Origin of the sequence: uncultured Paraglaciecola sp. (assembly GCF_963977085.1) — a bacterium.
GTDB lineage: Bacteria > Pseudomonadota > Gammaproteobacteria > Enterobacterales > Alteromonadaceae > Paraglaciecola.
Genome location: NZ_CAXBNC010000012.1, coordinates 38,488 through 57,015, shown reverse-complemented (window position 1 = coordinate 57,015; position 18,528 = coordinate 38,488). Strand labels below are relative to the sequence as shown.

The 18,528-nt window shown below is 39.4% G+C and carries 18 protein-coding genes; 7 read left to right on the top strand and 11 right to left on the bottom strand.

Going from position 1 to position 18,528, the window contains the following annotated elements:
* Nucleotides 1–61: 61 nt before the first annotated feature.
* A complete protein-coding gene (locus AAC000_RS14355) occupies nucleotides 62–976 on the top strand; it encodes a bifunctional GNAT family N-acetyltransferase/hotdog fold thioesterase (RefSeq protein WP_339723481.1) in 915 nt (304 codons plus the stop codon).
* Nucleotides 977–1,060: 84 nt separating this feature from the next.
* Here AAC000_RS14355 and rpoH read toward each other — a convergent pair whose 3' ends face one another.
* Nucleotides 1,061–1,921, bottom strand: coding sequence for an RNA polymerase sigma factor RpoH (gene rpoH / locus AAC000_RS14350; protein ID WP_339723480.1), 861 nt, complete (start codon nucleotides 1,919–1,921; stop codon nucleotides 1,061–1,063).
* Nucleotides 1,922–2,645: 724 nt separating this feature from the next.
* On the opposite strand from rpoH, the gene AAC000_RS14345 reads away from it, so the two are divergent.
* Entirely contained in the window at nucleotides 2,646–3,887 is a 1,242-nt protein-coding gene (locus tag AAC000_RS14345) for an EAL domain-containing protein (RefSeq protein WP_339723479.1), read from the top strand.
* A gap of 27 nt (nucleotides 3,888–3,914) precedes the next feature.
* Nucleotides 3,915–5,030, top strand: coding sequence for a succinylglutamate desuccinylase/aspartoacylase family protein (locus tag AAC000_RS14340; protein ID WP_339723478.1), 1,116 nt, complete (start codon nucleotides 3,915–3,917; stop codon nucleotides 5,028–5,030).
* A gap of 25 nt (nucleotides 5,031–5,055) precedes the next feature.
* On the opposite strand, the gene AAC000_RS14335 is transcribed toward AAC000_RS14340, so the two are convergent.
* From AAC000_RS14335 to AAC000_RS14325, 3 genes are read right to left on the bottom strand one after another with little or no spacing between them, the layout of a single operon-like run.
* Nucleotides 5,056–5,523 carry an Lrp/AsnC family transcriptional regulator gene (locus AAC000_RS14335; RefSeq protein WP_339723477.1) on the bottom strand — a complete coding sequence of 156 codons (468 nt, stop codon included), beginning with the start codon at nucleotides 5,521–5,523 and terminating at the stop codon, nucleotides 5,056–5,058.
* A complete protein-coding gene (locus tag AAC000_RS14330) occupies nucleotides 5,520–6,638 on the bottom strand; it encodes an anhydro-N-acetylmuramic acid kinase (RefSeq protein WP_339723476.1) in 1,119 nt (372 codons plus the stop codon). Before AAC000_RS14330 ends, AAC000_RS14335 begins: the two co-directional genes overlap by 4 nt.
* Before the next feature lie 8 nt (nucleotides 6,639–6,646).
* The gene (locus tag AAC000_RS14325) at nucleotides 6,647–7,942 is read right to left on the bottom strand and encodes a peptidoglycan DD-metalloendopeptidase family protein (protein ID WP_339723475.1); all 1,296 of its coding nucleotides are present in this window, start codon (nucleotides 7,940–7,942) and stop codon (nucleotides 6,647–6,649) included.
* Between the two features lie 208 nt (nucleotides 7,943–8,150).
* Between AAC000_RS14325 and tyrS the strand changes: the two genes are divergently transcribed.
* A complete protein-coding gene (gene tyrS / locus AAC000_RS14320) occupies nucleotides 8,151–9,350 on the top strand; it encodes a tyrosine--tRNA ligase (RefSeq protein ID WP_339723474.1) in 1,200 nt (399 codons plus the stop codon).
* A 312-nt stretch (nucleotides 9,351–9,662) separates the two neighbouring features.
* Here tyrS and AAC000_RS14315 read toward each other — a convergent pair whose 3' ends face one another.
* From AAC000_RS14315 to AAC000_RS14300, 4 genes are all read right to left on the bottom strand, one after another.
* Nucleotides 9,663–10,085: a DUF2721 domain-containing protein gene (locus AAC000_RS14315; RefSeq protein ID WP_339723473.1), complete on the bottom strand. Its 423-nt coding sequence runs from the start codon at nucleotides 10,083–10,085 to the stop codon at nucleotides 9,663–9,665.
* 19 nt (nucleotides 10,086–10,104) lie between these two features.
* Nucleotides 10,105–10,479, bottom strand: coding sequence for a rhodanese-like domain-containing protein (locus tag AAC000_RS14310; RefSeq protein ID WP_339723472.1), 375 nt, complete (start codon nucleotides 10,477–10,479; stop codon nucleotides 10,105–10,107).
* Nucleotides 10,480–10,581: 102 nt separating this feature from the next.
* Nucleotides 10,582–11,544 carry a cobalamin biosynthesis protein gene (locus AAC000_RS14305; RefSeq protein ID WP_339723471.1) on the bottom strand — a complete coding sequence of 321 codons (963 nt, stop codon included), beginning with the start codon at nucleotides 11,542–11,544 and terminating at the stop codon, nucleotides 10,582–10,584.
* Nucleotides 11,544–12,239: a 5'-methylthioadenosine/adenosylhomocysteine nucleosidase gene (locus AAC000_RS14300; RefSeq protein ID WP_339723470.1), complete on the bottom strand. Its 696-nt coding sequence runs from the start codon at nucleotides 12,237–12,239 to the stop codon at nucleotides 11,544–11,546. The genes AAC000_RS14305 and AAC000_RS14300 overlap by 1 nt, the downstream gene beginning before the upstream one ends.
* A gap of 130 nt (nucleotides 12,240–12,369) precedes the next feature.
* Here AAC000_RS14300 and AAC000_RS14295 point away from each other — a divergent pair, with 130 nt between their 5' ends.
* From AAC000_RS14295 to AAC000_RS14285, 3 genes are all read left to right on the top strand, one after another.
* Nucleotides 12,370–13,530: a tetratricopeptide repeat protein gene (locus AAC000_RS14295; protein WP_339723469.1), complete on the top strand. Its 1,161-nt coding sequence runs from the start codon at nucleotides 12,370–12,372 to the stop codon at nucleotides 13,528–13,530.
* 89 nt (nucleotides 13,531–13,619) lie between these two features.
* Nucleotides 13,620–14,789: a tetratricopeptide repeat protein gene (locus tag AAC000_RS14290; protein WP_339723468.1), complete on the top strand. Its 1,170-nt coding sequence runs from the start codon at nucleotides 13,620–13,622 to the stop codon at nucleotides 14,787–14,789.
* Nucleotides 14,790–15,737 (top strand): M20/M25/M40 family metallo-hydrolase, encoded by a 948-nt coding sequence (locus AAC000_RS14285; RefSeq protein WP_339723467.1) that lies wholly within the window; start codon nucleotides 14,790–14,792, stop codon nucleotides 15,735–15,737. It begins immediately after the preceding gene.
* 20 nt (nucleotides 15,738–15,757) lie between these two features.
* Here the strand turns inward: AAC000_RS14285 and AAC000_RS14280 are convergent, their stop codons facing one another.
* The 3 genes from AAC000_RS14280 to udk are packed head-to-tail and all read right to left on the bottom strand — an operon-like array spanning nucleotide 15,758 to nucleotide 18,501.
* Nucleotides 15,758–16,597 carry a 2OG-Fe(II) oxygenase family protein gene (locus AAC000_RS14280; protein WP_339723466.1) on the bottom strand — a complete coding sequence of 280 codons (840 nt, stop codon included), beginning with the start codon at nucleotides 16,595–16,597 and terminating at the stop codon, nucleotides 15,758–15,760.
* A 27-nt stretch (nucleotides 16,598–16,624) separates the two neighbouring features.
* Complete coding sequence (locus AAC000_RS14275) at nucleotides 16,625–17,833, bottom strand: NupC/NupG family nucleoside CNT transporter (protein ID WP_339723465.1); 1,209 nt, start codon at nucleotides 17,831–17,833, stop codon at nucleotides 16,625–16,627.
* A gap of 44 nt (nucleotides 17,834–17,877) precedes the next feature.
* Entirely contained in the window at nucleotides 17,878–18,501 is a 624-nt protein-coding gene (udk, locus tag AAC000_RS14270) for a uridine kinase (RefSeq protein WP_339723464.1), read from the bottom strand.
* Nucleotides 18,502–18,528: the final 27 nt, after the last annotated feature.

The following is an 18,528-nucleotide window of genomic DNA, read 5'->3' as shown; positions in this document are numbered from 1 at the left end:
TACTTGTTACTGTTGAGGTCTAGCGTCTTCAGCCAACTAAATCATGGAGAGCCTTGATAAGATGTATAAAATTGATACGCCATCGAGTGAACAAGACTTTACTGAGTATTTTGCATTTCGTTGGAAAATGTTGAGAGAACCTTGGAAATTCCCAGAAGGTTCTGAAAAAGATGAATACGAACAAGTCAGTCAACATCGGATGATGCGTAACCCAGATGGCGATGTAATAGCTGTTGGAAGAGTACATATGAACACGGCTGAAGAAGCCCAAGTGCGCCATGTTGCAGTGGAAAAGTCCTACCAAGGCAAAGGCTTAGCTAAAATGTTAGTCGCCTCTCTGGAGGCGGTAGCTAGAGCGGAAGGGGCGGTACGTATAGTGACCAATAGTACCCAAGCCTCTATTGCATTGTTTACGAGTTTGGGATTTAAGGCACAAAAAGGCGCACCTAAAGAGCTGGGAGAGCAACAACGTCAACAAATGGTGAAAAAGCTCACGGATCTTAGCAGTATTTTGTTGCATCCTAAATGGTGCAAACTATTGCAAAGTACTTGGCATGACACTATTCCTATTAGTGAACAAATGGGTATTAAGCTACACCAATATACTGGCCGCACCCTTGAGACTCGAGCGTCTTTGAATAAAAATATTAACTTACATGGCACTATGTTCGCTGGCAGCATTTTTTCTTTAGCAACTTTAACTGGTTGGGGCATGATATTTTTGCAGCTCAAAGAGAAAGGGCTAGAGGGAGAAATTGTATTGGGTGATGGCAACATCCATTACCATAAACCTATCACCATGCAACCTAGGGCGCTGTGTAACATAGAGTCATTGAGTGGTAAGTTTGAACCCTTGGTTAAGAATAAAAAGTGTCAAATTAAGCTGAATGTGGCGATTTTAGATGGGGATAATGCGGTGGCTGAGTTTTCTGGCGTTTTTTGGGTGTTACCTACTGTTGAATCTGAAGAGCAATAGGCTTCTTGATTTATATTTAGTTGGTTATTTTAGGAAATAAAAAAGCGCGAATATCGCGCTTTTTTATCATTTAATGACTTGCGATTAAGCCGCCATAGCATTCTGTAGCTTTTTCATCGCATTCTTTTCGATTTGTCGAACACGTTCCGCAGATACTTGGTACTTATCAGCTAAATCTTGTAATGTGGTTTTGTCATCCGATAGCCAGCGAGTTTGGATGATATGTTGGCTACGCTCGTCAAGTGTTTTAATCGCCGCGTATAGTCTGCCTGATGCATTAGAATCCCAATCAGAATTAATAACTTCAGACTCTACATCTTCGCTTTTATCTTCAAGAAATTGTACTGGAGCAAAACTGCCACTTTCATCATCGTCAGCAGATAAGTCGAAAGCCTGATCATGGCTGCTCATTCGGGCTTCCATTTGCAGCACTTCTTTAGTACTAACGCCTAAATCTTCTGCTACTTTTTGTACTTCTGCATGGGTAAACCAACCAAGACGTTTCTTATTCTTACGAAGATTGAAAAACAACTTACGCTGAGCTTTAGTGGTGGCAACCTTAACAATACGCCAGTTTTTTAATACAAATTCATGAATCTCAGCTTTAATCCAGTGCACTGCAAAAGACACCAAACGCACACCTACAGTTGGATCAAAGCGTTTCACCGCTTTCATCAAACCAATATTACCTTCTTGAATTAAATCAGCTTGTGGCAAACCATAACCAGAATACGATTTTGCAATGTGCACCACAAAACGCAAGTGAGACATAATAAGCTTTCTTGCTGCCTGTAAGTCATCATCTTGTTGTAAACGTTCAGCTAAAGCACGTTCGTCCTCAGCACTTAGCATATTAATGCCACTTACCGCTTGAACATAAGTCTCAATGCTACCCGTTTGCGGGACTGTTAATGTCAATGCGCGTAAATCTGTACTCGTACTCATAGATACCTCGTATTACACTTTTGCTCGCGATTCTAGCAAAAATTCAACTGCTCCGCGACCCTAATTCATTTAACAAACCAATGCTTAGTTTGCTCTAATCTAGTAGACCGCCAAACTTCAAAAAAATTCCAATTCGGATATCCGAACAGATGTTGTGGCATAAATATACTTTTCAAGTCGAACTTTTGATTCAAAATATTGTTTGCCGCATTATGATGGCGGAAGTCTAATCTTATGTTGTCAATGAAGATAACCGCTCAATTTAGCAAAAGATTGACTTTATGAAAGGCGAATAATCTATGTTTTCATAGGGTGCGCGTCAAGGTATTTTAAATAGAAAGAACAACTTAATTTTAGGCGTTGCTTTTTAAATACCGCTCTCAATGTAACCAGAGCAAGTGTACTGGCTATCAGCCATAGTGTTTTGGACGCGGATGTTTCACTAAGGGGCAGGAAAATTAGTTGTTTCATTTTTCATCAAGCTGCTTTGTTACAGTATATTTCGTGGTTGTTAACGTTTAAAACGTAGTAGATGAAAATGGGCATTATTTGCAGCAGTTTGTAGCTCATGAGTTTCAACATTAGGTGAATAAAAAACAGTCTATTCATCACCCATTTTTTTAGTGCTATGATGTTCTAATTAAAAATGTTAACCAAAACTAATGGTCTGTTATTTTTGACCTAGCGAATGGCCCACAATAAGAAATACTTAGACAGGATGTATATGTTTGCTTTTATAGCTCGCCAACCAATCTTAGATAGAGACAAAGACGTTTTTGCCTACGAGCTTTTTTTTAGAGATGGTAAAAATAACTGCTATCCAGATGTTGAAAGAGATGAGGCAACAACTAAGCGAATAGCCAAAAATTATCAAACGCTTAATTTGGATGATATATCATGTAGCAAAAAGTCTTTTATTAACTTCCAATCTGAGACACTAATGAGTGGTTTGCCAGCTTCTCTTGACCCAGAAAATGTGGTGGTTGAGTTGGTTACTGGGCGAAATGAAGACAGTAGTCTGTTGGATGTATGCAAGCATGTAAAAAACATGGGATATAAAATTGCTTTGGAAGACTGCCGTCTTAAGCCTAGTTGGGACGATTTTATACCTTACGTTGATATGCTAAAGGTAAATTCAAATCATGACAATTTGGATTTCTTTGAAAAAAACGTTAATCGATTTATTGATGCTAATGTGCAACTGATTGCAGATAAAGTTGAAACACAAGAAAGTTTTAGCATTTTTAGGGATATGGGCTTTGACTATTTTCAAGGCTACTTCTTTGTCCGACCTATGTCTGTCTCAAACAAAAACCTACCGACATCCAAACTTACCTTAGTTGAATTAATGGGCGCCAGCTCTAGCGAATCATTTGATTTTGAAAGCATAAACAGTGTGATCGAACATGATGTGGGTTTGTCCTATATGTTGTTGCGCTTTATCAATAATCCATTGATTAATAAACGTTATAAAATTACTTCATTACGTCATGCCTTGAATTATATGGGTGAAGTAGAAATTAAAAAGTTTATTGCCTTGTTGGCTTTAGCTAATTTATCCGATGATAAACCTTTAGAGTTATTGCATTTATCTTTAGTGCGAGGGAGGTTTTGTGATCTAGTTGGTACTGAAAAAAACGTTGGCAGTAATCCTCCAACCGCATTTTTAGTAGGGTTGTTTTCAATGTTGGACGCCTTGCTTGATCAAGAAATGGAGGTCTTGATTGAAAAATTACCATTGGTTGACGAAGTGAAAGAAGCCCTATGCGGCGGTCAAAATGACTTATCTATGTATCTGATGTTAGTGAAAGCGTTTGAAAGTGGCAATTGGTTGAAGGTGATCAGAATATCTAAAATTCTAGAGTTAGATCAAAAACTTTTACATAGCCTCTTTAACGAAGCCATTCTATGGGGCAATGGCGTTCGTCGTTCAATATCCCCGCATTTTCCAGCCACAAAAGTATAGCGTTTTTAGATAGGACACAGTAGTAGTATGAATCAGTTGTTCAAAGAACATATAGTGGTGGCGCAAAATGCGTCTGGCCGAAACATGAATGTGCCTTTGTATCGATTTGTTGGTGAGAAGCCTGGGCCTAAAGTCTATATTCAAAGCTCAATTCACGGTGCCGAAGTACAAGGCAATGTGGTTATTTATCAACTTATTCAGTGGCTTAAAACCTTACCCATATGTGGTGAAGTGTTATTGGTTCCAAACTGTAACCCCGTTGGTACTAACATTAAGGCAGGTGAATATACCTTAGGGCGTTTTGACCCTGTTAATGGCACTAATTGGAATCGTGGTTATTACTATGATGAGGCTTTTATTCATGAATTTGCACAAAGCATTAAAGATGAAGAATCTATTGAGTCGATAAAATTCCGATTTCGACTGGAAATGAAACAACAATTACAAACTCGATTAAGTGAAACTTGGGGAATTGGCTTAGCTCAGCACCTCAATTTAAAGTTACAACAATTGGCATTTGACGCAGATTATGTGCTGGATTTGCATAATGGCCCAGTATCTACACGGCATATTTACGTACCTGAATATGCCAGGGCTTCAGCTGATTTGTTCAATATTCCCCATGTTATCTTTATGCCCAATAAATTTTCAGGCGCCTTAGACGAAGCGACGTTTTGTCCTTGGTGGTTATTGTCAGATTTAGTGAGCAGCATACGCCAAAAGCCGATTGATTTTGCGGTTGAAGCTTTTACTTTGGAAATGGGAAGCCAAGAGGTTATTAGCTTTAAAGAGGGCGAATATGACGCTAAAAGTATCTTAACTTACCTAACTGCCAAAGGATGCTTAGTCGATAGTGCAATTTTGCCCGAGAAGATGTCGCGCAAGGCCGTGATGCTAAATCACTATAAGACTCTATTTACGCAGCAAGGTGGCATAGTGGAATATATCGCCAAGCCTGGCGATCATGTCAAAAAAGGTGGGATTTTAGCTCGAGTACTTAATGTTGATAACTTAGATAAAGACAATGCAACAACGGATATTTTAGCCCCTTGTGATCTGGTGGCGATTTTACATTTTCCTTCCGCTTCTGTGTTAAGCGGCACCCAATTGTATAAATGTTTTACAGAGTATTTTGAGCTTTAGTTGCACAATTTGCTATATGCAGAGTTCAAACTTTAGGTAGCTCTGTTCCATTTACTTGGTTGTAAATCAGAGCAGTTTCAACATGGTTGACTTCATTTCTTGCCGTGATTGCATTAAATACAAAGTCTCGTAAATGCTCTGTATCTCTTAAACTAGCGTGGAGTAAAAAGTCGTTTTCTCCCCCCATATGATAAAGACTAATCACTTCAGGTAACTTCGCTAACTGGTCTTGAAAAGTATCCACAGTGGGGCGACTATGATCAGAAAGTCGAATAGATATCATCACTTGGATATTGCCACCTAAGGCTTGGAAGTCGACGTGTAATTGGGCGCCTTTAATGACCTGCTCACTTTGTAACTTTTTAATTCTTTCAAGACATGAAGACGGTGCCAGACCCACTAACACCGCAATATCTTTGTTGTTCATTCTGGCGTCTTTATATAAAGCTGCCAAAATAGCGATATCTGTTTTATCTAAAGGGCGTTTTGTCATTCTACTTTACCTGGACAAAAGGTGCCTAATATAGCCCCCTTTGTTGCCCCAGTCACACTGGCGACACTACCTTGAATTTTATTAATATGTGCATAGGCCAACCAAGCAAATGCCATGGCTTCGACTGCATCAGCTTCGACACCGAGTTCTTCTGTAGTAAATAACTCACATTCATGTAGTTCGGATTCGAGTTCTTCTACTAAAAACTCATTTCGCGCTCCTCCACCACAGAGATACACTTGTTCTACATCTTTAAATTGTAATACTTGTTTTGCAATCGTTTGGGTAGTCAACATCACTAAAGTGGACTGCACTACCTGTGGATCAAGTTGACGAGATAGATTGGCGAGGTTTTGCTGTAACCATGGCAAATTAAATTGTTCACGGCCGGTACTTTTAGGGGCTGGCAATGTAAAGTAAGGATGCGCGCACAAGAGTTGTAACAACTCAGGATCGGCAGAACGTTGCGCCGCCCATTGTCCTTTTTCATCATAGTCTTTCCCTGTATGTAGTTTGCACCACGCGTCTAACAAGGTGTTTCCTGGACCAGTATCGTATCCAATAATCGCATCAGAATCTCGATGGGGTAGATAGGTAATGTTGGCAATGCCACCAATATTAATCACTACTCTAGATTTTAATGGGCTGGCAAATACCGCTTTATGGAAGGCCGGTACTAAAGGGGCCCCTTGGCCGCCTAAGGCCATATCTTTACGCCTAAAATCGGCGATGACGTCAATGCCTGTCAGCGCGGCTAAAGTGTTTGGATCACCAATTTGTAAACTAAAACTATGTTCACCAAATGGGATATGACGAATAGTTTGTCCGTGTGAGCCTATTGCTTTAACTTGATCGGGGCGCACATAGTTGACTTTAAGCAATTGCAGTGATGCTTGTGCAAACACCTCAGCTAACGCTCTATCGGCCCGTCCCATTCTTTCTATTTCATTTTCGCCAGGTGCGCATAGTTGATGTAATTCATCACATAAAGCCGCCGAAAAAGGAAATGTTTGGCAGTCTAGTAGTCGAGGATGGGAACCAGAGAAATCTACTAAAGCAACATCCACCCCATCAATACTGGTACCAGACATCAAGCCTAGATATAGCTGTGGCATAAAAGCCCCTAATTCATTGCTAACATAATACGTTTGTTATTGTTTAACTGCTGCAATCTGTTTGTAGCAATATCAATAAATTTCAGCTTCTCTTTATTTTCTATAGGTTGCGCCTTTGGTAAATCGACAGTACGTGGATTACGATGTACTCCATCCACCAAAAATTCATAATGTAAATGAGGTCCTGAAGCCAAACCGGTGGATCCTACAGTGCCTATCAATTGCCCTTGTTTAACTGTTTGGCCTTTTTTAACTTTACGTTTTGTAAAGTGCAGATATTTGGTCACATATTTTTCACCGTGTTGAATAAACACATGATGCCCATTGTATTTGTCGTAGCCAGACTTGATCACTTTACCGTCACCTGCTGCTATTACAGGGGTGCCACGATCTGCAGCATAGTCTACGCCTCTATGGGCCTTCCAGCGCTTTTGTACCGGGTGAAAACGTCTTTTCTTAAAACTCGAACTGATGTACCTAAAATTGACAGGAGCCCGTAAAAAGCTCTTGCGCATACTACGACCTTCAGGTGTATAGAAATTACCATCTTCGTAACGTATTGCAGTATAGGTTTCACCTTGATTGACAAATTGTGCGGCAACTATGTCGCCATTTTCAATGAACTCGCCATTAATATAGTGCTCCTCAAACATCACATAAAAACTGTCACCCGCTCTAAGCCCTAGGGCAAAATCGACATCCCAACCAAAAATACCCGCTACTTGCATGATTTGGTTGTTCGTTAAATTGGCCTTTAAGCCTGCATTCCAAAAGCTGTTGGTTACATCGCCTTGGGTGTAATTTAAACGAGTGTCTACTTCAAGGGTTTCAATTGAACTGACAAACGAATCGTTTTCATCTTTAGTGATAATTAAGGTGTCGGTGTTTGAATAGGGGTATTGCAGTGATGTCAATTGGCCTTGAGGATCGATTTGTAATTCCAACACATCACCAGGCATTATTTTGAGTAATTTTTTTGCTAGATCACCAGCCTTGCTGACGCGATAAGTTTGCTGAGGAGACAGGCCAATGCGTTTAAATATCATAGCTAAGTTATCGCCTTTTTTGACAACAACCGACTGCGCTTCATTAATTTCTTCAACACCAGAAAAGTGTTCAACAGGAAAATTATCAAAGTTAACTGCTAGATCATACCTCTTACCCACTTCTAAAGTCTCAGCGGTATGTTTGTATGCACTAACCGGCTTTGCAGGAAAAAGAAATAAAACAAACAAAAATCCAGCCACCCCAGATATGAACCATCTGTGCGGTTTAGGCATATTTTTAAAGGTCTTTTTAATCACAAATACAACACATTAATTAAAACATAACTGCAGAATATATGGATCAGGAAGGATTTTCCAGCGGAGGCCGCTTTTTTACACAGTATATTAGGTGTAGGCAAGCACTTTTAGTTATCGTTAAAAATACCATAGCCCTTTCATTGCTGGGGCTTGCCAAGTAAAATGTAGACAATAAGATAAACAGTAGATTTTTAACAAGGTTGCAAAAATGTCAGATTGGCAAAGTGCGATGGCTGAAATTCAGCGCGGAGCAGAAGAAATATTATTAGAAGACGAACTGATTGCCAAACTAAAGGAAGGTAAACCTTTAAAAATAAAAGCAGGTTTTGATCCTACCGCACCAGATTTGCATTTAGGGCATACAGTCTTGATCAACAAGCTACGTACCTTCCAGCAATTAGGTCATGAGATCATTTTTCTTATTGGCGATTTTACAGGCATGATTGGTGATCCTACTGGCAAAAATGTCACCAGAAAGCCACTTACCAAAGAAGATGTATTAGCCAACGCTGAAACCTATAAAGAACAAGTGTTTAAAATTCTCGACCCAGAAAAAACGACCATTCGTTTTAACTCACAATGGATGGAAAAGTTGGGCGCTGCAGGTATGATCAAATTAGCCTCTAATCAAACGGTTGCGCGGATGTTAGAAAGGGATGACTTTAAAAAACGTTATGCTGGTGGTCAACCTATCGCAATTCACGAATTTCTATATCCATTGGTGCAAGGGTGGGATTCTGTTGCATTAAAAGCCGATGTTGAATTAGGTGGCACAGATCAACGCTTTAACTTGCTGATGGGTAGAGAATTACAAAAATCTGAAGGTCAAAGACAACAGACTGTATTGATGATGCCCTTACTTGAAGGTTTAGATGGTGTTCAAAAGATGTCTAAATCTTTGGGTAATTATATCGGGATTACTGATGCGCCCAATGACATGTTTGGAAAAATTATGTCAATATCTGACGACTTAATGTGGCGTTATTACGATTTATTGAGCTTTAAACCTAAAGATGAAATTGAAGCCATTAAACAAAAGGTGGCTGCAGGGTTGAATCCTCGAGATACTAAAATCGATTTGGCGAAAGAGTTGATTGCACGTTTCCATAACGAGCAAGAAGCTGAAGCGGCGCATCAAGACTTTATTCAACGCTTTCAGAAAAATGCCATTCCAGACGAAATGCCAGAATTTGAATTTGTGCTGCCAAGTGAAGGTCTGATGATTGCGAATGTACTCAAAGAAGCGAGTTTAGTTAATTCGACCTCTGATGCTATGCGTATGATCAAACAAGGAGCGGTCAAGTTAGATGGTGAAAAAGTCGAAGATGTAAAACATCAGTTTACCCAAGCTTTACAGGTGGTATTGCAAATTGGTAAACGCAAATTTGCTCGTATAACCTTTAAATAGGTTTCAAGCCACGAACTAAAAGAAAAAGATTGAGCCACAGAGATGTTCTCAGAGAAAAGCAGAGACAGCTGCGGTTTCACTGGCGTAATCCACAATTTCTGCAAACAACAATACCTTTTGCAATCGCCTATCCATGGCGATTGCAAAATAAAATGGCAGTAATAATTGGGGAACATAAATTCAAGACAGAAACTATCATGCGGACGCCGCGGAGCGTGCTTTTTTGTTTTTTGCTAGAAACTAGAAACTAGAATCTAGAATCTAGAAATTAGAAATTAGAAATTAGAAACTCGAAAGCTCGCAGCTTAAGTTTTATCGATTATTATTGGTTTTATGCCAAGTGCGTTTTTTAAGCGGTAAATTCAAGTGACTTAAATGCAAATCAAGTGCCTCGACAGAAATGTGAATTTCCCGTACTGATAGCCACAATGAATACAAAAGTAACACTAAGCTAGAAGCAAATATTGTGCTTCCTACAGTCTGGTACTCTGCATAAATCGCTAACATAGAGACTACACATAAGAAAAAACTTCCCATGCCTGCACCTTGCATATTTTTGATCAATTGAATTCGCGAACGGAGGCTTTTGATTTGTTGTTGGTCATTTTCGTTGCTATCACTTAAGTCAAAATTTCTAATGATGCTGGCTATAGCTAAAAAACGGTTAGTGTAGGCTAAAAGTAATAGCGATATAGCCGGAAATAACATAGCAGGAGTGGTTAAAGTAATATCCATAATCTGAGCCTAGCTGCTACTATTTTTCAACTGCTAAACCTTCTTTTAACCAGCCCTGCATATCACCTTCAAGGTGACTAAGATTTTGGTAACCATCCTTATGTAAGGCTTCAGCTGCTTTCCCTGCTCGATACCCTGAACGGCAATAAAGCACTATGGATTTTTCTTTTGACGATGACAAAATAGCGGGGTTATCGACTATCTCGCTTAAAGGAACATTGATCGCATTTGGCACATGCCCTTCTTTAAACTCTTCGGGGGTACGAACGTCTACTATAACTAAATTTTTTAGGTCGGCGGCTAGTAATTCTTGCTGGCTGATATTACTGACATTGGCAGAATATGCCGATAAACTGAGCAAACTCATTAGCCATATAGCGGTGCGTTTAAACATTACATTATTCTCTTTCTCAGATATTAAGCTCTGATAGTAATTAGTGCAGCCTATAGTGTAAAGGAGATTAGCTGTGGATAAGCGTATTTTGCGGTGAGTGTATTATTTAGCGAGCAAAAACCTCAAGGCGCATCCCAGAAAATACAATGTCATCCACACCCAAGTGGCCCGATTGATTGCGGCTAAAGTTCTTTTATTATCGGCAAGTATGACTTGCCTATAGCCACCACATTTTATAGTGCGCACTTTTTTCTGTTCATAATAGGCTGGGCCTCCGAGTTCAATACCTAAACTGGCACCACACAGGTTCAAAACAAATAAATGATTGCATTGATAGCTGATTCTTTGAAATAACGCTTTTGCACCTTGGCTAATGTTGACTGCTACTATCACACTCAAACTGGCTAACTTACTAGGAAGCCATTGTAATATATTCGCAAGGTAACGCACTGGTTGCCCAAAATACTTAAATTTAGCTAACTTATTATTCCAACATAAAGACATTTCGTAGATAAATCGATAGATAAGTGCACCAACGCCTCCCGTGAGCAGATACCAAAAAATAACTGTGCAATATTGATAACTGTATCGTAATAAAAGTGACTCTATGTTCGCTTTGACCATGCCTAAGGGGGACATTGTCGCCGTTTCTCTTAGCACTATTTGCGACAATGCATGGCGAGCTAACATCTTTTTTTGTTTTGTTAACGCCGCTGTGACTTTACTGGTTTGTTTAGCAATGTCTTGGAAGCGTAAAGCCACAAGCAGCATTAAAGCATCAAAAAAAATGGGATATTCAGATAAGTATTTAAATACCGCTAACATGACGTAAAACGGCAGCAATAAAACAATGCAGGCTAAACTGCCTGATAGTTTTTGTTGCCTTATTGAACTGGTTTGGTTAGAAAGTACTTTGAGCTGCATGCCCATTGCTAATGCTTTAATAAAACTTAAGGGATGGTATTTGTCAGGCCAAGGTAGGTAACGTTCAACAAAAATAACAAACAACAATACCCAAAATGGCAACAACTGCTCACTCAACAAGGTATTGAAAACACTATTCATTAGGCTAATTTTGCAATAGTTTGCATCACCAGAGTGGCTGAGTTTTTGGCTGCTTGTTCGAGGTATGTTTCAAAAGAAACTGTTGAAGTTTTACCCGCAATATCAGACAAAGAACGGATCACCAAAAACGGTATGCCCAATAAGTGGCAACTCTGGGCAATGGCAACACCTTCCATTTCTACTGCACAAACAACAGGGAAATTTTGACGAATAACGGCTGCGGCTTCGTCACTTCCAATAAATGAATCTCCAGTACAAATAAGCCCTTGTTGCACTTGTACGTTATTTAGACTGCTAGCAGCGCTAGTTGCGTGTTTAAGTAAGTGTTTGTCACTTTCAAAAAATGCCGGCATGCCCGCTGTTTGGCCTAGTTCATACCCAAAATGTGTGAGGTCAGCATCATGGTGACGTAACTCGGTGGCTATCACAATATCACCAATGTTGAGGTGACTAGAAAAACCACCTGCTGAGCCAGTGTTGATAACAAAATCTGGGGCGAAATGATGGATCACGACACTGGTTGATACAGAAGCAGCTACCTTACCAATTCCGCATTTAACTAAAGCAACTTCTACTTCTCCAAGTTTTCCCACATAAACAGTAAGATGATTAAAAATTTGTTCTTGGCAATTCTGCAATGATTTACGGATAAGGGTTATTTCTTCATCCATGGCGCCTAAAATAGCTATTTTCATATGGTTTTCTTTATTTTCAATTAGTTAAAATCAATTGTCCCTAAGTTTAATACGTCTGCTAGTGTTATAAAACAATTCAAAGGTAATCAGTCTCTGAAGTTTCGAATCTGATACTTAGTAAAGGTCATTTATGCAAATTTTAAGTGTGTTGCTGACATCTATTATCTTGCTTGGTTGCCAGTCTGTTCCTGAGGTATGGGGGCATCAAGAGGACGTACTTTTTGACCAAGGATTTGTTGGGTTTGAAAATATAGTAATAGAAACAGAAAAAGACATTTTTGAACTAAATGACGAAGCCAAAGCGTTCGCTAAATCAGCAGTAAAAGGAATATTAAAGCCTGAAGAACAAATTTCGGCATTGGTTCATCATGTCTTTTCTCGGTCAGATTTGAATTTATTATATCGTGCAGATGCAAACACCGTCGCCAGTCAAACCTTTCAGAATAAGGCCGCCAATTGCCTTTCAATGTCAATTATGACTTATGCCTTAGCTAAAGAGTTAGGTTTTGATGTGCGTTTCCAAGATATAGAAATTCCCGAATACTGGACCATGAGAGAAGGGCAAAGCTTATTAAATAGACATATCAATCTGCAAATAATACCGAGGAAAAAAAATCGTATACATTTTCATTTTGTCACTCGAGGATATGAAGTCGATTTTGATGCTCAAGCTACTCGTCAGCATTTCCCTAAAACACTGCTTAAGCGCAGACAAGTTGTTGCCATGTTTCACAATAACAATGGCGCAGATGCGCTTATAAAAAAAGACTATGTGAAAGCCTATGCCTATTTTCGAACCGCCATTATGCAGTCTCCAGATCTATCTTCTGCCTTAGCCAATTTAGGTTATTTATATCGACTAACAGGACATTACCAGTTTTCGGAAAATGCTTACCTGCAAGCCATTAAAAAAGACAAAACTAATTTGTCTGCTTGGCGTAATTTATCGCATTTATATCGCTACATGGGACTAGATCAAAAAGCCCAGGAAATAGTAAACCGAGTAGCAGACAAACGTGCAGGCAATCCTTTTTTTCATATTAATTTGGGTGACATAGCTTTTGAAAAACAACAATTGCAAAAAGCGTTAAGTCACTATCAGCGCGCATTACAGTTAGATAGAAGTTATCACGAAGTTTATTTCGGACTCGGCAAAACCTATTTTGAATTAGGTAACATACAGCGCAGTCAACATTATTTGAAACTCGCTAAGAAGAAATCAAGGACTAGAGCAGAACAGGCGACGTATCAAGGAAAATTAAATTTGTTATCTAGTCTTCAGTCAGGATAAGTAACCGATTTTTTAGGTTGAATTAATTAGCAGTTAATACTAATAAGAGCTATGTTAATAATATGTTAATTCTGTTTTAGGTATTTGTTATGCAGTGGCTTTCATTTATTCAGAATGTTTTTATCTCATTTATTTTCTTAGTATTTTTTACAGCATGCCAATCTACAGTTGTCCATGTTCCCCCCTCTGATAACTTGTTATATGACCAAGGGTATTCAGGGTTTCCTCAAATCAACATCGAACCTGAGCAGCAAGTTTTTTATTTAGATGATACGGCTAAGGCATTTGTAGTCTCTACAATTGAGCCATATAAAAATAAATTAGATCAAATGGAAGCCTTAGTGAGAGCCATATTTGATCGCTCTAAGCTTAATTTATTATATCAAGGCGATGCAAATACAACTGCAAACGACACTTTTCATGCACAAGCTGCGAATTGTTTATCTATGTCAATTATGACCTATGCATTGGCAAGTGAAGCCGGGTTTGATGTGGACTTTCAAGAAATAATGATCCCTGAGTATTGGACTAGGCGTGCGGGGTTTAGTCTGCTTAACGGTCACATAAATCTTAAAATGTTAGCGCCCACTGACCCAAATGTGTTTGTACTTAATAGGCGTAGTTACCAAGTAGATTTTGATCCTCAGTCATCAAGACGCGGGTTACCCAAAAGAATAGTCAGTAAAAAAGACATTTTATCTATGTTCTACAACAATAAAGGAGCAGATGCGGTTTTACGAAAAGATTATGTATCTGCCTATGCCTATTTTCGTGAAGCGTTAGTCATTCAGCCCAATTTTCATTCTGCATGGATTAATCTGGGAATTCTTTACCGATTAAGTGGTTATTTCTCACAAGCAGAGAGCGCTTATCATCATGCACTTGTCTTAAATTCAGATAGTTTGACAGCGATGGAAAATCTCGCGTATCTGTACAGAGTAACCGACCGAAATGCAGAAGCTGAAGAAATTCTAGCGAAAGTGGAAGGCCAGAGAAATAATAACCCCTATTACCACGTTGATTTGGGTGAACAAGAAATGGAGCAAGAGCATTGGGATCAAGCCCTTGCACATTTTCGTAAGGCCTTAGCTTTAGACAGAGGTAAACATGAAGTCTACTTTGGGCTAGCGCGTGCCTATTTCGAAATTGGCGAGTTGCAACAAAGCGAGCGTTACTTAAGACAAGCCAAAAATAAGGCTAGTAATAAACAGGATGAACAAAGGTATCAAGCCAAGTTGGACTTTCTCAGTAGTTTATAAATGTTTAAACCTTTTGGGCTTTTTATATTAATTAGCTGTTTTTGTTTTCAGGCTTATGCCAAATGCGCACTACGCCAGTCTTACGGGTTGCTCAATGAAGGACTTTTAATCAACGACTTGGCGACACTTTCGTCGGCACAAATGTCCGGTAGAAAAACAGGCACTATTGGAAGTGCTAAGGCAAGGCGTTTTATTCAATCTCGTTTTAAAACAATAGGGTTAGCCTATTTTTCTGAATACCCTGAGTTTATCCAGCAATTTCAGCTTTCAAAACGTTCTTCAGATAAGCAAGGTTTTAATATAGTTGGCTGGATAAAAGGCACTAGTGACGAACAGCAATTTATAGTTGTCTCAGCCCATTATGATCACTTAGGAGAAAAAGGTCGTCATGTCTATTATGGCGCTGATGACAATGCCTCTGGTGTTGCCACTTTGCTTGCACTTGCAAGCAAAGTGTCTGAGCTTGGTTTGGCACACTCAGTTATATTTTTGGCAACAGATGCTGAGGAAAAAGGCCTTTATGGAGCCAAAGCTTTTATAAAAAATTTACCAATCAATAAAAATGCCATACTGCTAAATATTAACCTAGATATGCTAGGGGAGGGGGGGCGAAGAAATAAGTTATATACGACTTTTTCTCGAGGAGACGAACAATTAGCTAAACTCGTTGAAAATGTTGCTGATACTGCCGCTTTATGTTTGATTAGCGGACATTGGAAAAGCCGAAATTTCAGTCAGTTTAAGCAAAAGTTTAATTGGCGTAAGGCGAGTGACCATGCCGCATTTTCTAAAGTGGGTATTCCCTATTTATTCGTCGGGGGAGGTGTCCATACTCGCTACCATACACCTAAGGACAATTTCGAAAATATTAACCAGGATTTTTACATATCTGCAGCCGAAACCGCCTGGCTGATATTGCAGGCGGCTGATTCTTATCAGGCTCTATAGTAATTTAAATTTGGGTTAATTTAGGCGACGCCTAACTCTTCAAGGCGCTCTTTCAAATAACTTTTGGCTGTGTATCTATCAGACAACACCACCTCAGGATTGGGGTGCAAAAATAGCGGTAAAGAGACGCGCGCCTTGGTTTGGTCACTCCCTTTGGGGTTTACCACTCTGTGAGTTGTTGATGGGAAGTAGCTACCTGACGCCTCTTGTAACATATCGCCTATATTCACAATTAGGTTTCCGAAATCACAAGGCACATCAATCCATGAGTCACCTGTACCTTTTACCTGCAATCCAGGCTCATTAGCGGAAGGGAGAATGGTGAGTAAGTTGATGTCTTCGTGAGCCGCGGCACGTATTGCATCTGGTTCTTCTGAGCCATCTAATGGTGGGTAATGCAGAATACGTAATAGGGTTTGTTCACTATCAGTGACCATACTCGACAGAGATTGAGTATATTTAGCTGACACTTCTGGTGGTGAGTACTTTTCAACCCAAGCAAGTAACTCAGACGCTAATGTATTGGTGTCTCTATAATAATCGGCTACTTCTTGTTTTAATGCTTCAGGGCAACGGCCCCAAGGATAGAAGTGAAAGTATTCTTTAATATCTTTCTTCTTGAAACCCTTTGCCGTTTCAGATATCTCAGTTGAAAAAAATCCATCATGTGTATCTTTATTAAATGTATAGTGATTTTTTTCTTCGCTATTAAAGAAAGCTTCCCAGCGTTTATAAATACTACTGACTCTGTCTTGGCTAATAGGATGATTTTTCAATACGCCAAAGCCAGTTTTATGCAAAGACTCTACAAAAAGTTTATCTGCATTGGGCGCTTTATAATCTACTGCAACTAATTCCATAATTTTTCTCTCTAAATAAATATCTGTTTAAAGGCTAAGGTAAAACCCTGCCAATGCGGCACTCATTAAATTAGCCAGAGTGGCTGCAAGTACCGTTTTTAAACCCAGTTGGGCAATTTCTTTACGTCTAGTTGGCGCCATAGCACCTATGCCACCCATTAATATGGCAATGGATGAAAAGTTTGCAAATCCACACAAAGAAAAAATAACGATGGCTTGGGTAATGGGAGAAAGTTCGGCTTGATACTTGAGGAAGTCTAGATAAGCCACAAACTCATTCACCACCATTTTTTGACCAATAAAACTCCCTGCTATATTCGCTTCATCCCATGGCACCCCTAACGTCCATGCAATAGGTTGAAATAGATAACCTAAGATCACTTGGAAGCTTAAATCTTCAGCTCCAAATAACCCGCCGCCCCAGCCTATTAGTCCATTTAACAAAGCGATTAAACCAATAAAAGCCAATAACATTGCGCCAACGTTTAGGGCTAAATGCAAACCACTCGCTGCTCCACTAGCCGCCGCGTCAAACACATTGGCGTATTGATTATCTTGTTCTTCTTCTTTGGTTAATTCGTCTTTGACTTTTTCTGTTTCTGGAATAATGATTTTTGCCATTAATAAACCGCCAGGCGCTGCCATAAAACTTGCGGCTAGCAGATACTTTATTTCGACCCCCATGCCGGCATACCCAGCCATAACTGAACCCGCAATGGAGGCTAAACCACCCACCATGACTGCAAACAGTTCAGAACGGGTTAAGTTGGGGATATAAGGTCTAATGACTAATGGCGCTTCAGTTTGACCAACAAAAATATTAGCTGCTGCAGACATTGATTCTGGACGACTAGTTTTTAGAAAAAACTGTAAAAAACCACCTATAACGCGAATAATGACATTCATAATTTTTAAGTGATACAAGACGGTAATCAACGAAGAGAAAAATACTATTACTGGTAGCACATTAAAGGCGAAGATAAACCCCATCGATTTATTACCTAAGGGGCCAAAGATAAAATTAATGCCATCTTGACTGTAACTAATAATATTTTCGACATAGCCTGTTAAGGCCAGTAAAAACTGAATACCCGGTGGAAAGTACAACACTAACGCGCCTACTGACGCTTGAATCGCAAATGCCCCCCCAACAGTGCGCCAATTAATTGCTTTTTTATGGGCTGAAAATATAAAGGCAATGAGCAGCATCAATGCAACGCCAATTAGACTAACCATATTTGTTCCTTTTTATTATTATTTGAGCAGCATGCAACAGTTAGTTACAGCAAGCTTTGTTGAATATGAGATTTAATGACATCTAAGGCAATCCGATTTTTTCCGCCCTGAGTGACAATCACATCAGCGGTAAAGCGGCTCGGAGAGATGAACTGGTGGTACATAGGTTTCACTGTTGATTCATATTGATTGGCTACAGACTCGAGCGTACGCCCCCTTTCAGCAATATCTCTTTTCATTCTGCGCAACAAGCAAATATCCAAGGGTGTATCGACAAAAATTTTAATATCGAATAACGGCTGCAAGGCCTCATTTGCTAACAACATAATGCCTTCGATGATAATAACCGGTGCTGAAATCAAATGTTCCGTTTGTTCGAGGCGGGTATGCGTCTTATAACAATAATGAGGATACTCGATGGCTTTCCAATTTTTTAATGCTTCTATATGTTCAACTAATAACTCGTGCTCAAACGCTTTTGGGTGATCGTAATTATTTTTTTCACGTTCAGACATAGGTAAATGATCTTGAGAGCGGTAATAATGATCTTCCCTAAGAATTTGTACAGGTTTGCCCTCATCAGAGAACTCTTTCAATAAATTCTCAGTAAACAAAGACTTACCAGAACCAGACGCGCCTGAAATGGCAATAACTAAAGGTGTAGACATATCAAACCGTTTCATAAAGAAATAAAT

Coding starts and splice junctions, on each gene's coding strand:
- AAC000_RS14330 (WP_339723476.1), bottom strand. CDS start 6,638: ATGCCACAGCTATATCTAGGCTTGATGTCTGGTACCAGTATTGATGGG.
- AAC000_RS14310 (WP_339723472.1), bottom strand. CDS start 10,479: ATGTTTAAACGCACCGCTATATGGCTAATGAGTTTGCTCAGTTTATCG.
- AAC000_RS14300 (WP_339723470.1), bottom strand. CDS start 12,239: ATGAAAATAGCTATTTTAGGCGCCATGGATGAAGAAATAACCCTTATC.
- AAC000_RS14285 (WP_339723467.1), top strand. CDS start 14,790: ATGTTTAAACCTTTTGGGCTTTTTATATTAATTAGCTGTTTTTGTTTT.
- AAC000_RS14290 (WP_339723468.1), top strand. CDS start 13,620: ATGCAGTGGCTTTCATTTATTCAGAATGTTTTTATCTCATTTATTTTC.
- AAC000_RS14305 (WP_339723471.1), bottom strand. CDS start 11,544: ATGAATAGTGTTTTCAATACCTTGTTGAGTGAGCAGTTGTTGCCATTT.
- AAC000_RS14355 (WP_339723481.1), top strand. CDS start 62: ATGTATAAAATTGATACGCCATCGAGTGAACAAGACTTTACTGAGTAT.
- udk (WP_339723464.1), bottom strand. CDS start 18,501: ATGTCTACACCTTTAGTTATTGCCATTTCAGGCGCGTCTGGTTCTGGT.
- AAC000_RS14340 (WP_339723478.1), top strand. CDS start 3,915: ATGAATCAGTTGTTCAAAGAACATATAGTGGTGGCGCAAAATGCGTCT.
- AAC000_RS14345 (WP_339723479.1), top strand. CDS start 2,646: ATGTTTGCTTTTATAGCTCGCCAACCAATCTTAGATAGAGACAAAGAC.
- rpoH (WP_339723480.1), bottom strand. CDS start 1,921: ATGAGTACGAGTACAGATTTACGCGCATTGACATTAACAGTCCCGCAA.
- AAC000_RS14275 (WP_339723465.1), bottom strand. CDS start 17,833: ATGGTTAGTCTAATTGGCGTTGCATTGATGCTGCTCATTGCCTTTATA.
- AAC000_RS14295 (WP_339723469.1), top strand. CDS start 12,370: ATGCAAATTTTAAGTGTGTTGCTGACATCTATTATCTTGCTTGGTTGC.
- AAC000_RS14315 (WP_339723473.1), bottom strand. CDS start 10,085: ATGGATATTACTTTAACCACTCCTGCTATGTTATTTCCGGCTATATCG.
- AAC000_RS14280 (WP_339723466.1), bottom strand. CDS start 16,597: ATGGAATTAGTTGCAGTAGATTATAAAGCGCCCAATGCAGATAAACTT.
- AAC000_RS14335 (WP_339723477.1), bottom strand. CDS start 5,523: ATGACAAAACGCCCTTTAGATAAAACAGATATCGCTATTTTGGCAGCT.
- tyrS (WP_339723474.1), top strand. CDS start 8,151: ATGTCAGATTGGCAAAGTGCGATGGCTGAAATTCAGCGCGGAGCAGAA.